Genomic DNA, 12318 nt, shown 5'->3' with positions numbered 1-12318 from the left:
TCCGGCGATGAGCACCCTGACCGAGGCTGAGTCGGACGTAGCCCCTGAACGGGGACCAGACGGATTCCGAACCCCGCACTTCGACCTGCGCGAGGGCATACTGACGCGCTCTATCGGCGTCGGCCCCGCACGGCACAGCGCCTGCATCAATCTGGGCACGCGCCTTGGCGCGGCGGACTGTATGGCGGCCGCCGATGCGGCACCTCCGAGAGCGGCAGACATCGGCGCCGACCCGGCAGGGGCTTGGTGGAAGGCACTGCTGGCCGGTGAGCTGCCGCGGCCCGCGGCCTCCGCTGGCGACGTTCGCGTCCCGGCCGCGATTGATGTGTCACCGCTGCGCACGGCGGATCTCTTCTGCGGTGTCGGCGGACTCTCTGCGGGAGTACGTATCGCAGCCGCTGAGTTCGGGCGCGAGGTCAGATGCGAGCTCGCCGTTGACACCGATGCCGAGGCATTGGCTGTATTTCAGCGCAATCACCGAGCTGGGCAGATCAGCACCGAGTCAGTCCGCGCCCTGCTCGACTACCGAGTCCGAGGCGACGGTCGCAGCGCTGCATTCGTCTATGCGCCAGAACTCCTGGATCCGTTGATAGCTGAGCAATGCGATGGGGTGGACTTGGTTGTCGCGGGGCCGCCCTGCCAGGGCCATTCCAACCTCAACAATCACTCACGACGAGCCGATCGACGCAACCATCTCTATCTGAGCGTGGCCGCATTCGCTGTGGCCACCGGAGCGCGGGCAGTAGTCATCGAGAACGTCACCGCTGTCGTGCATGACGCCAACCAGGTGGTCGCGAGCGCAACCGCGCTGCTCGAGACCGCTGGCTACGCCGTCGAAACCGGAGTGCTCGCCGCTGACGACATGGGCTGGCCCCAGACGCGCAAGCGACACTTCCTGGTGGCGTGTGCCGCAGACGGACGCTTGCTCGACGAACCGGCCGCGGCAGCCGGATGGGCCGTCGGCAACGGTCCGGCACCGCTCACGAAAATGGCTGACGCGCTGCGCTCAGCCGAGCCGCGGTCAGTGATGTGGGCCATCGGCGGCGACCAAGCACTGTCCGGTGACGCGCGATTGCACGAATTGCCAGAGATCAGCGGCACGAACCGTGAGCGCATCGCATGGCTGTTCGAGAACGATGCCCATGATCTCGCGCTCACCGAACGCCCCGAGTCACATCGTGACGGAACGACGTACGGGGCCTCTTATGGCCGCATGCACGCCGACCGGCCATCGCCCACTATCACCACCGGATACACCACGCCCGGCAGAGGCCGATTCGTGCATCCCACGGTGCCACGGACGATCAGCCATGCAGAAGCAGCGCGTTTGCAAGGGTTCCCAGACACGTACTGCTTCGCGCCGTCACCTGGACGCGTCGCGACCTCTGCCCAACTGTCGAAGTGGATCGGCAATGCCGTTTCTGTCCCGCTCGGCTATGCGGCAGCGCTCAGCACACTGCTGCCAACCCACGCGCAGTCCGATCCGGAGCGAAACACGTAGTGCCACATTGGAACCACGACACATGAGTGTCTTTGCTTGAAGTAGCGATGCTCGGGCATCTGCCCCCCGAATTGTGGACTGGAAGTCTGCCATTTTGTAGATTGTCGACATGCCAAGTTGTCGATCTGGGGCACGGCCACTGCGGAGTGTGGCTCTCGGGAGCCTTGCATGAATTCGGTGACCCCCACGCCGGGCTACCAGCAGCGCATCGCTGAATCGGCCATCGACAAGGCGCTGAGCGCTGTGGGTGCCGTGGTCATCGAGGGGCCTCGGGCATGCGGCAAGACGTGGACGGCGAGGCAGTTCGCCCGCAGCGAAGTGCTGTTCGACGGCAGCGACGAGCAGAGAATGGCGTTCGCAGTGGACCCGGCACGGACGCTCGACGGCGACGTGCCGCGCCTGCTCGACGAGTGGCACATGGTGCCCGGAATCTGGAACGCCATGCGCCGAGCCTGCGATGACCGGCGCGACAAGGGAATCTTCCTGCTCACCGGATCAGCTGTCCCACCCGACGACATCACTCGGCACTCCGGCGCTGGCCGGGTTCGGCGAGTTCGGATGCGAACTATGTCCCTGACCGAGTCCGGCCGGTCAACGTGCGAGGTTCCTCTCAGCTCGCTGCTCGCCCGTCGCACAGTTTCTGCGATGAAACCGGACGTCTCGTTCGAGGAGATCGTCGAGATCGCGGCTGTCGGCGGTTGGCCCGGCTTGATAGAACTGCCACCCGCCGCAGCACAAGAGAACCTGGTCGCGTATCTAGACGAGATTGCGAGGACAGACGTCTCGCTCGTGGATCGGGTGCATCGCGATCCGAGAGGCGTCTCGACGCTGACGAGATCGCTCGCTCGCAACGTCTCGACAGAGGTCAGCTTCTCCACCTTGGCACGGGATGCCGATCTCGACCGGACAACCGTGAAGGCGTATCTCGAAGCGCTGGAGCGGTTGTTCGTTGCTGAGCGTGTGCCGGCTTGGCAGCCCCGTCTGAGGTCCCGCGTTCCGCTGCGACAGTCACCCAAGAGACTGTTTGTCGACCCATCATTGGCCGCCGCGGCGCTCGAGGTCGGCCCTGATCGACTGCGTAACGAACTCGGCTACTTCGGCTGCATCTTCGAGAATCTGGTGATGCGTGATCTGAAGGTGTATGCCGAGGCGAACGGCTGCGGGTTGCACCACTACCGAGACAAGACGGGCCTCGAAGCGGACGCGATCATCCAGCGCCGCTCTGACGGCGCATGGATAGCCGTGGAAGTGAAGCTGGGCGGCGCCGACGCGGTGGATGCCGCTGCTGCATCGCTCAAGCGTGTCGAATCCGCTGTCGATACCAGCGTCATTGGCCCAGCGGCCAAACTGCTAGTGATCACCTCGACCGGCTACGGCTACGAGCGTCCCGACGGTGTCGCCGTTGCGCCCGTCACTGCTCTCGCACCATAGCGATGAGACGCCAGCCGCAAGCCGCCAGGCCAGCGAGCCCTCGCGGGCTGTAGAGGGCGAGCCGTAGTCTGGTCGCACGCTGGCCCGCCACCGCGACGCCCCGTCGCACGACGACCCGGCGCCGCCCGACAAACCAAGCCGCCCTGCGAGGTTGTGATGTCTGAGTACTCCGCCCCCGTCGACGACATGCTGTTCGTGCTCGAACACCTAGCCGATCTGGATGGCTTGGCGGCTCACGAACGGTTCGCGCACGCCGATCTCGAGACCGCAGGTGCTCTGCTGGACGAGGCAGGCCGGTTCATGTCCGCCGAGGTTGCTCCGCTCAACGTGCCCGGCGACCAACAAGGGCTCGATTTCGACGACGGCGTGATCACCCATCCCGACGGTTTCGCTGATGCCTACACCAAGTTCGTGGAGGCCGGCTGGAATGGCATGGCTTTCGACGACGACTTCGGCGGCGGCGGGATGCCGTGGTGCGTCGGGCTCGCCGTCCAAGAAATGCTCACCGCGGCCAGCATGGCGTTCAGCCTGTGCCCGCTGCTGACCCAGGGTGCCATCGACGCCATCACCCACCACGCGGATGAGACGCTGCAGCAGACGTTCCTGCCCAAGATGATCAGCGGCGAATGGTCCGGCACGATGAATCTGACCGAGCCCCACGCCGGCTCCGACGTGGGTGCCCTCACCAGCCGTGCTGTCCCGCAGGACGACGGCAGCTACCTCATCACCGGGACGAAGATCTTCATCACCTACGGCGAGCACGAACTGGCCGACAACATCATTCACCTGGTGCTGGCCCGCACGCCCGACGGCCCCCCCGGCACCCGTGGCATCAGCCTGTTCCTGGTTCCCAAGTACCTCGTGAATCCCGACGGCTCGCTGGGGCGCCGCAACGACCTGCGGGCAGTGTCCACCGAGCACAAGATCGGCATCCACGCCAGCCCGACGTGCGTGATGTCCTACGGCGACGAAGGCGGTGCAGTCGGCTATCTCGTGGGCCCCGAGCACGGCGGCATGCGCGCCATGTTCACCATGATGAACAACGCCCGGCTGTCGGTGGGCCTCCAAGGCCTGTCGCTCACCGACCGGGCGTACCAGCAGGCACGGGAATATGCCGTCAACCGCAAGCAGGGGCGGGCCATCGGCGCCGAGCTTCCCCCCGGCGAGTCCTCGCCGATCGTGGACCACGCCGATGTGCGGCGGATGCTGCTCACGATGCGGGCGAACGCCGAGGCCATGCGCTGCGTGATGTATTTGAACGCGGCGGCGATCGACCGCGCCCTCGTCGCGACCGATCCGGACGAGCAGCAGCGAGCCGACGAGCTCACCGCGATCCTGACGCCGATCAGCAAGGGCTGGGGCACCGACCTGGGCGTCGAGATGACCTCGCTCGGCGTGCAGGTGCACGGCGGCATGGGCTATGTCGAAGAAACCGGCGCCGCACAGCACTGGCGCGACAGCCGCATCGCCCCGATCTATGAGGGCACCAACGGCATCCAGGCGGCCGACTTGGCGTTTCGCAAGCTGCCGCTCGGCGGTGGCGAGGCCATGGCCCGGCTAATCGGCGACATGGGAGCGACAGCGGGCGCTCTGGCTGCCAGCGACGACGCCGACCTCGCCGCCATCGGCGCCGCGCTCAACGACGGAGTCGCTGCTCTGGGCGAAGCCGCCATGTGGCTGGGCGGGCAGCTCTCCTCGGCACCGAACGATGTGGCCGCCGGCTCTTCGCCGTTCCTGCGGCTGGCAGGCGTGGTGGTCGGGGGCTGGCTGATGGGCCGCAGCGCGCAAGCGGCAGCCGAGCTCCTCGATACGCAGGGTCTAACGCTTACCCAGGCCCGGCACGATGTCACAGCCGTGTCGAACGGCAGCGCATCGCCGCAGTTCCTGGCCGACAAGATCGCCACTGCTCGCTTCTACGCCGACCAGATCCTGCCGTCGGCCCGCGGGCTGGTTCCCGCGGTCACCGGCGGCGCCGAGCTGTTCTACGCCATCCCGGCCGACCGGCTCTGATCCGGGGCATCGCATCGATGAGACCGGGTGAGAGCCCCGAGCAACGGCTCGACCGGCTGCGCGCTTTCTTTGCCCAGTCGGGTCCGGTCATCGTGGCGTTCAGCGGCGGCGTCGACTCGTCGCTGGTGGCTTGGGCGGCCAACGACGTACTCGGCGACGATGCGTTCTGTGTGACCGCCGTCTCGCCGAGCCTCGCCACCGACGAGGCGGCTGACTGCGCGGCCCTGGCGGCCGAATGGGGACTTGCGTGGCGGACCGTTGAGACCGACGAGATGTCTCGCGCCGCCTACCGCACGAACGACGCCAACCGGTGCTTTCATTGCAAATCGGCCCTCATGGACCAGCTCGAACCGCTGGCCGCAGCACGCGACGCTGTCGTGGTGCTGGGCGTGAACCTTGATGACCTAGGCGACCACCGCCCCGGCCAGCAGGCAGCAGGCGACCGGGGTGCCCGCTTCCCGCTAGTGGAGGCGGGTTTCTCCAAGGCCGATGTCCGGCGCGTCAGCGCCGAACTGGGCTTGCGCACCTGGGACAAACCCGCCGCCGCATGCCTGGCCTCGCGGGTGCCCTATGGCACGCAGGTCACGGTGCCGCTGCTGGCGCGGCTCGATCGCGCAGAGGCCGCCTTGCGTCGGCTGGGCTTTGCCCAGCTGCGAGTACGCGATTACGGCGACACAGCGCGCATCGAGCTGCCGCTCGACGATCTCGGCGAGGCGGTCCGCCGGCGTGAGGCCGTCGTGGAAGCAGTCAGCGGCGTCGGCTATCGCTACGTCACGCTCGACTTGGAGGGCTTCCGCTCCGGCAATCTCAACGGTGCCCTGGCCGATGGCGTGTCGCTGCCTCGTGCACGAGGGGTCTGCGAATGAGCGCGGCTGGCACGGGCACCAGCGCGGCAGAGCCGCGGGCTGACTGGGTGCCCAGTTCCCTGAGCGAGGCGGCCGAGACGCTGGCCGACGGGGCCATCGCCGCGCTGCCCGGCTGGGTGGAGCGGTGCGTGGCGCAGGTGTGCGAGCGTGCCGGTGTCGCTACAGCGAGCCTCGGTGACTCGGCACGCACGGCCGGCGTGCGGTGCGCCGCCGAGACCGGCCCGCCGCTGCGAGACCTGTTGGCAACCGATGTCGACGAGCAGCAGACCACGCCGTTGAGCGTGCTTCGCGGTGCCGTGCGATTCCCGACACAGGTACTGAGCGACGGCGGCGTCCCGGCGCTCGTCCGTGATGACTTCGATGCGTCTCGCTTTCCCGACGATCCCTTCGGGCTGACGCCGGCTTCGTTTGCCGACATCGATCCCGCGCTGGGACCGATCGGCATCGCCTGGGGCGCCGCGAAGGCGTTCGAAGTGCTGCAGCGGCGCCGCACGGCCGAGCCTGCGAGGCGCAGTGACACGGCCGAGCCTGCGAGGCGCGGTGACACGGCCGAGCCTGCGAGGCGCAGTGCCGCGGCCGAGCCTGCGAGGCGCAGCGATACGGCCGAGCCTGCGAGGCGCAGCGATACGGCCGAGCCTGCGAGGCGAATTGATACAGAGGGCCAGCGATGACGTCGTTCGGCGAGCGTCGAGCGGCACTGGCCCGCACGGCTGACTCTGCCGATCTGCCGGCCGCGCTGTCAGCGTTGACCGATGCGTGGCTGGCCGAATGCTTTGCGGCCGAGGCAGTCGAGTGCGGGTTGGACAGCGTGAACGAGGCGGGCACGGGCGTCGCTCTTGTGGCCGTCGGCGGCTACGGCCGCGCCGAGCTGTGCCCCGGCAGCGATATCGACCTGCTGCTGCTGCACGACGACATCGACACCGGCAGCCTGGCCGACCGCCTCTGGTACCCGATCTGGGACGAGAAGCTGAAGCTCGGCCACGCCGTCCGGTCGCTGGCTGGAACGCTGGAATTGGCGGCTTCGGACACCGACACGGCCACTGCGCTCGCCGACGCGCGCCACCTGGCCGGCGACGCAACCCTGACGGCTCGCCTCAGCGAGGGCGTTCGGGCCGACTGGCGCGACAACGCAGCGGGGCGGCTCGATGAGCTGCAGCGTGCCGTGAGCCGTCGGCACGGCCAGAGCGGCGAGGTGGCCTTCCTGCTCGAACCCGATCTCAAGACCGGCCGCGGCGGGCTACGCGATGCGCACGCAATCCGCTGGGCCAAGCTGGCCGGCGTCGAACTGCCCGCGGCCGACAACGAACGCCTCGTAGAGGCCTATCAGACGTTGCTGCGGGCCCGGGTGGAGCTGCACCGCACGACTGGCCTGCGCAGCGATGTGCTGTCCGCTGACGACCAGGACGCCGTGGCCGAGCGATCCGGCGCGGTGGATGCCGATGCGTTCATGGCCGAGATTGCACAAGCCGGGCGCATCATCTCATTCCTGTCGGACCAGCTGTGGTCGAGCGTTACCCGCCGGCAGAGCGAGCTCGCCGCCGCGGAGGTGGACATCTCGGGACTGTCGATTCGCGACGGCGAGCTGGTGATCGACGGCGACCCCTCGACCGATGTCGTGCTGGTGCTGCATGCGGCCGTGCAGTCGGCCCGCAGCGAGGTCCCGATCAGCCGGGCCAGCCTCGACAAGCTGGCTCAGCGCCAGCCGCAGTTCCCCGACCCATGGCCTCAGGGCGCCCGGGCGCTCTTCGTCGAACTGCTGAGTTGCGGGCGCAAGGCCATCGACGTCATCGAGACGCTCGACTACTTCGATGTGTGGACACGAGTGCTGCCTGAGTGGGCGCCAAACCGCAACCGTCCCCAGCGCTCCCGCTACCACCGCTTCACCGTGGATCGCCATCTGCTCGAGGCCGTCGCCGAGGCGGCCCGCTTCACCCACCGGGTGGCCCGCCCTGACCTGCTGGTCATGGGAGCGCTGCTGCACGACATCGGCAAGGGCTACCCGGGCGATCACACCCAAGCCGGCATGCGGCTGGCAGGCCCCATCGCCCGGCGCTGCGGCTGGAGCTCCGACGACGCCGACACGCTCGTGCGCCTCACCCAGCATCACCTGCTGTTGACCGATGTCGCCACCCGCCGCGACCTCGACGATCCGCTGACGGTCGCCACTGTCGCCCGGGCGACCCAAACGCCCGAGTTCTTGGAATTGCTGGCCGTGATGACCGAGGCCGATTGTCTGGCCACGGGCCCGATGGCGTGGGGGGAGTGGACGTCGAGCCTGGTGTCGAGCCTGGTGGAGATGACCTCGGAGCACATGAGCGGTGCTGATCCGTCCCAGCCGAGCCGCCGCCGTTTGCTCACCACCGAAGTCGTGGAGCTGATGGCGGCAGGCGAGACGGCGCTGCGAGTTGATGACGACGTGCTGACCGTGGTCGCGCCTGACGAGCGGGGCCTGTTCAGCCGGGCTGCTGGCGTGCTGGCGCTGCGTGGGCTCGACGTGCTGCAGGCAGACGCCTACTCGAGCCCTGCGGGAATGGCGGTGTCGTCATTCCGGATCGTTCCTCCCGACACGCCAGTCGACTGGGACCGGGTGATCTTCGATGTGCGTCGGTCGCTGCGGGGACATCTGGCGCTGGAGGCGCGCATTGCCGAGCGTGCCCGGGTGTACCGGCGCCGCCGTGCGCTGTCAGCGACGCGAGCCGCCACGAGCGTCACATTCGACGCCGAGTCGGCCACCGGAGCAACGATCGTGGAGGTCCGCACCGAGGACCACATCGGCGTGCTGTACAAGGTGACCCGGGTGCTGGCCGAGATGGGCCTCGACATCCGCTCGGCCAAGATCCAGACGCTGGCGAACGAGGTCGTCGACTCGTTCTACGTGGTCGGTCCCGACGGACCGGTCATCGACGAAGCACACCAGCGAGAGGTAGAGCTGGCCCTGCGCCACGCCCTGACCTAGCTGCACAATTCTCTTGCCGCGTGCCTTGGTGCCTGGTTACAGTCCGAAGGGACGCATCGCCCCCGGCTCAGTTGGCAATTCTGGTTCGCAGAGACGCTGCGCTGCTGATCAATCTGGTTCCTGCTGGCGCAGACTGATCAGTCTGGTTCTTGCTGGCGCAGACTGATCAGTCTGGTTCTTGCTGGCGCAGACTGATCAATCTGGTTCTTGCTGGCGCAGACTGATCAATCTGGTTCTTGCTGGCGCAAGAACTGCTCCAACTCGTTGATGAGGCCGTCGGGGTTCTCGACCATCTCGCTGAAGTCTTCTACTGCTTCGGCTGCTGATTCCTCGAGAATTTGCTGCGCGTACTGGGCCAGCGTGTCGTCGCCAGCGACCAGCTCGTCGATCTGACGGCCGTAGTTGGCGGCTGCGCTGTGCAGCTCCGACTCGCCCAGCGTCACGCCCAGGAACTGCCCCACCCGCTCGGCGAGCGCCAGGGCGGCCTTCGGCGAGGGGTAGTTGTGCACGTAGGTGGGCACGGTGGCCCAGAACGACACGCTGTCGAAGCCGGCCCGATGGCAGGCATCGTTCAGCACGCCGATGATCCCGGTGGGGCCCTCGTAGGTGGATTGACGCAGGCCCATGTTCAGGTTGAGGGCGGCATTGTTGGATGCGCCCACCACGTTGACCGGTGCGTTGTGGTGGGTGTCGGTCAGCAGCGCACCCAGCGTCACCACGGTGGAGACCCCCAGCGAATTGGCCATCTCGATGATCACGTCGCAGAACGTGCGCCAGCGCAGCCGGGGCTCCACGCCAAGCACGGTGATCACCGCACGCCCGTCGTCGACCTCGCCGATGCGCACATCGGGGGTGGGCCAGTCGATCTTGCGCTCGCCCTCGACCACCTGCACGCTGGGGCGCACCGAGGCGAAGTCGTAGAAATACTCAGGGTCGATCTGCGCGACCGGATGGCAGCGAAAGCGTCGCCGCAGGTACTTGGCGGACTCGGTGGCGGCGTCGCCGGCGTCGTTCCAGCCCGAGAAAGCGGCAATGAGGATGGTGTCCTTGCCGGGTTCGGGTCGCTCGATCCACTCAAGATGGCCCACGTCGGCGAGGCTAGCGGCACCCCTGCGGCCGCCGACCCTGAGGGGATCGGATGCCCCTACGATGCGCACTGTGGCTGAGCCCGTTGCGTCGCCGACGATCTTGCAACCCGGCGTTCGCGTCGAGGTGTGCGACTTGGTCGATGACGGGTTGGTCGACGCATTCGCGCGGCTGCACCCGCAGCTGTCGAGCTCGCCGCCGCCCGACGCTGAAGCGCTCGAGCGCATTGTCGGTCACGCCGCCAACACGGTGCTGATTGCCCGTGCCGGGTCGGATGAGGCATCAGATCTGCCATCAGACGAGATCGTCGGCGCGATGATTCTGGTGCTCTTCCCGCTGGCCAGCGGCCTGCGGGCGTGGATCGAGGACGTCGTGGTGGACGAATCCGCGCGCGGCCGCGGCATTGGTGCCGCACTCAATCGGCATGCGATCGAGATTGCCCGGCAGGCGGGCGCTCGCACGGTCGACCTGACGTCCCGACCCGACCGAGAAGCTGCCAACCGCCTCTATGCGCGGCTCGGTTTCAACCAGCGCGCCACCAACGTCTATCGGCTGGACCTGTAGGTACCGCAAGACGAGTGTGATGCTCTCGGAAGCTCGGCCAGCGCATCACCAACGTTTGCCGGCTGGACCTGTAGGTACGGTTTGACTTCGAGCGACCGGCCGCACACGGCTGGGGCACCTTCGAGGAGGCCATCGGAACATGGATCCTGACAGCATCAACTTGGGCCTGTTCGTCCTGCGAGTGATCGTCGGCGTCACCCTGGCGCTGCACGGCATCGCCAAATTTCGGGGCGGGATCCGGGGCGTCGGCAACTGGTTCGCCTCCGAGGGCTTGCGCCCCGGCCTGCTGCACGCCTACCTCGCCGCTCTCACCGAGATCGGGGCCGGCATCGGCTTGGCGCTCGGGCTGCTGACTCCGCTCAGCGCCATGGCATTCATCGGCGTGATGACCACCGCAGGGTGGGTCGGCCACCGCAAGAACGGCTTCTTCATCATCCGGGAGGGCTGGGAGTACGTGTTCGTGCTGGCCGTGGCGGCGGCGGCGGTGGCGGCGACTGGCCCCGGCGAATGGTCCCTCGACAATGCGCTGGGCCTCGACTGGAGCGGCCCCGTGTGGTTCGTGGTGGCCATTGCGGGCGGGGTGGCCTCGACGCTGTTGCTGCTGGCCGCGTTCTACCGGCCGGACGCACCGGCGTCCGAGTGAGCCCCAGCGTCCGAGTGACCCCCGGTGCGCGTCCCCGGCTGTGAGGCCCGTGCGATCTGGCGTGGCAGCGAGGCGTCGATGGTGAGTGCTGCGCGATGAGGTGGGGGCTGCTGCTGCGGCGGCTGGCCGGGTACGCAGCGGTGTCGGCCGGTACCGTCGTGGTGACCCAAGCCGTGCTGATCTTGGCGTACAGCGTGCTCGGATGGCCTGGGGTGGTCGCCAACATGGTGGCGGTCTGCGTTGCGGCCGGTCCGGCGTACTACGCCAACCGGCGCTGGGTGTGGGCCCGCACCGACCCGCACTCGGTGACCCGGGAGATCATGCCGTTCTGGGCCTACAGCCTCGCCGGGCTGGGCCTCTCGTCGCTGCTGGTGGCGCTGGCGGACCGGTGGTGGCAGTCGGCGGTGGCGGTCTCGGCGGCCAATCTCGCTGGCTTCGGTCTGCTGTGGGTGGGCAAGTTCGTGCTGCTCGACCGTGTGTTGTTCGCCCGCTCGTCATCGGATCCCGTGCCGGGTTCCCCGCAGCGGCCATGATCCCGCCGTCAGATCCGCCTCGCAGCACCGATGAGCTCGTCGTGTCAATGAACCCCGAGCTGGCAAGCCTCGCCCAGCAGGTCAAGGGCTTCATGCCCCACAACGAGGGCTTGGCGCTGCATCGGGCAGCCGCCGAGGTCGCCGCGCTGGGACCGCTGGTCGAGATCGGCTCATATTGCGGCAAGTCGGCGGTATACCTCGGTGCCGCAGCGGCGGAGGTGGGCAGCGTGCTGTTCACGATCGACCACCACCACGGCTCAGAGGAGATGCAGGCTGGCTGGGAGCACCACGACCCCGAGCTGATCAATTCCCGCACCGGTCTCATGGATTCCCTGCCGGTGCTGCGCCAGACGATTGCCGATGCGGGGCTCGACAACACCGTGGTGCCCATCGTCGGCGACTCACCCACAGTCGCCCCCCACTTCGCCGGCGCCGCGCTGGTGTTCATCGACGGCGGCCACGGCCCCGCCCCCGCACACGCCGACTACGAGGCCTGGTCGCCCAAGGTGATGTCCGGCGGCCTGCTCGCCATCCACGACGTCTTCCCCGATCCCGCCGACGGCGGCCGGCCCCCCTACGAGATCTGGCTGCGAGCCCTCGACGACGGCTTCGCCGAGCACACCACCGAAGGCAGTTTGCGCGTGCTGCGAAGGTTCGCCGACGGGTGAACCCTCAGGGTGCACCTATGTTCTTGCCCGCTGTTGTCCGCTCTGCTCACGGGCCGCCAG

The 12318-nt window shown here is 67.8% G+C and carries 11 protein-coding genes; 10 read left to right on the top strand and 1 reads right to left on the bottom strand.

What is annotated here, in order from left to right:
• Nucleotides 1–7: 7 nt before the first annotated feature.
• The 6 genes from ACOOF5_RS04695 to ACOOF5_RS04670 all read left to right on the top strand — a co-directional run bounded on the left by ACOOF5_RS04695 (nucleotide 8) and on the right by ACOOF5_RS04670 (nucleotide 8764).
• Nucleotides 8–1501: a DNA cytosine methyltransferase gene (locus ACOOF5_RS04695; protein ID WP_420437116.1), complete on the top strand. Its 1494-nt coding sequence runs from the start codon at nucleotides 8–10 to the stop codon at nucleotides 1499–1501.
• A gap of 168 nt (nucleotides 1502–1669) precedes the next feature.
• A complete protein-coding gene (locus ACOOF5_RS04690) occupies nucleotides 1670–2932 on the top strand; it encodes an ATP-binding protein (protein WP_420437114.1) in 1263 nt (420 codons plus the stop codon).
• A 156-nt stretch (nucleotides 2933–3088) separates the two neighbouring features.
• Nucleotides 3089–4942 carry an acyl-CoA dehydrogenase gene (locus ACOOF5_RS04685; protein ID WP_420437112.1) on the top strand — a complete coding sequence of 618 codons (1854 nt, stop codon included), beginning with the start codon at nucleotides 3089–3091 and terminating at the stop codon, nucleotides 4940–4942.
• A gap of 17 nt (nucleotides 4943–4959) precedes the next feature.
• A complete protein-coding gene (larE, locus tag ACOOF5_RS04680) occupies nucleotides 4960–5808 on the top strand; it encodes an ATP-dependent sacrificial sulfur transferase LarE (protein ID WP_420437110.1) in 849 nt (282 codons plus the stop codon).
• Complete coding sequence (locus ACOOF5_RS04675; RefSeq protein WP_420437108.1) at nucleotides 5805–6479, top strand: hypothetical protein; 675 nt, start codon at nucleotides 5805–5807, stop codon at nucleotides 6477–6479. Before larE ends, ACOOF5_RS04675 begins: the two co-directional genes overlap by 4 nt.
• Nucleotides 6476–8764, top strand: a complete 2289-nt coding sequence (locus ACOOF5_RS04670; protein ID WP_420437106.1) for a [protein-PII] uridylyltransferase — start codon at nucleotides 6476–6478, stop codon at nucleotides 8762–8764. Before ACOOF5_RS04675 ends, ACOOF5_RS04670 begins: the two co-directional genes overlap by 4 nt.
• A 224-nt stretch (nucleotides 8765–8988) precedes the next feature.
• Here ACOOF5_RS04670 and ACOOF5_RS04665 read toward each other — a convergent pair whose 3' ends face one another.
• Nucleotides 8989–9852 carry a PAC2 family protein gene (locus ACOOF5_RS04665; protein ID WP_420437104.1) on the bottom strand — a complete coding sequence of 288 codons (864 nt, stop codon included), beginning with the start codon at nucleotides 9850–9852 and terminating at the stop codon, nucleotides 8989–8991.
• 61 nt (nucleotides 9853–9913) lie between these two features.
• Here ACOOF5_RS04665 and ACOOF5_RS04660 point away from each other — a divergent pair, with 61 nt between their 5' ends.
• The 4 genes from ACOOF5_RS04660 (at nucleotide 9914) to ACOOF5_RS04645 (ending at nucleotide 12258) form a co-directional block, all read left to right on the top strand.
• Nucleotides 9914–10414, top strand: coding sequence for a GNAT family N-acetyltransferase (locus ACOOF5_RS04660; RefSeq protein ID WP_420437102.1), 501 nt, complete (start codon nucleotides 9914–9916; stop codon nucleotides 10412–10414).
• A gap of 139 nt (nucleotides 10415–10553) precedes the next feature.
• Nucleotides 10554–11057 (top strand): DoxX family protein, encoded by a 504-nt coding sequence (locus ACOOF5_RS04655; RefSeq protein WP_420437100.1) that lies wholly within the window; start codon nucleotides 10554–10556, stop codon nucleotides 11055–11057.
• Nucleotides 11058–11152: 95 nt separating this feature from the next.
• Complete coding sequence (locus ACOOF5_RS04650) at nucleotides 11153–11590, top strand: GtrA family protein (protein WP_420437098.1); 438 nt, start codon at nucleotides 11153–11155, stop codon at nucleotides 11588–11590.
• On the top strand, nucleotides 11587–12258 hold the full coding sequence (locus ACOOF5_RS04645) for a class I SAM-dependent methyltransferase (protein WP_420437096.1): 672 nt from the start codon (nucleotides 11587–11589) through the stop codon (nucleotides 12256–12258). The genes ACOOF5_RS04650 and ACOOF5_RS04645 overlap by 4 nt, the downstream gene beginning before the upstream one ends.
• Nucleotides 12259–12318 lie beyond the last annotated feature (60 nt).

The sequence above is a fragment of the Candidatus Poriferisodalis sp. genome, from assembly GCF_965214215.1.
GTDB lineage: Bacteria > Actinomycetota > Acidimicrobiia > Acidimicrobiales > Poriferisodalaceae > Poriferisodalis.
The sequence above is the reverse complement of the archived record's forward strand: the minus strand, read 5'-3'. Positions and strand labels throughout refer to the sequence as shown.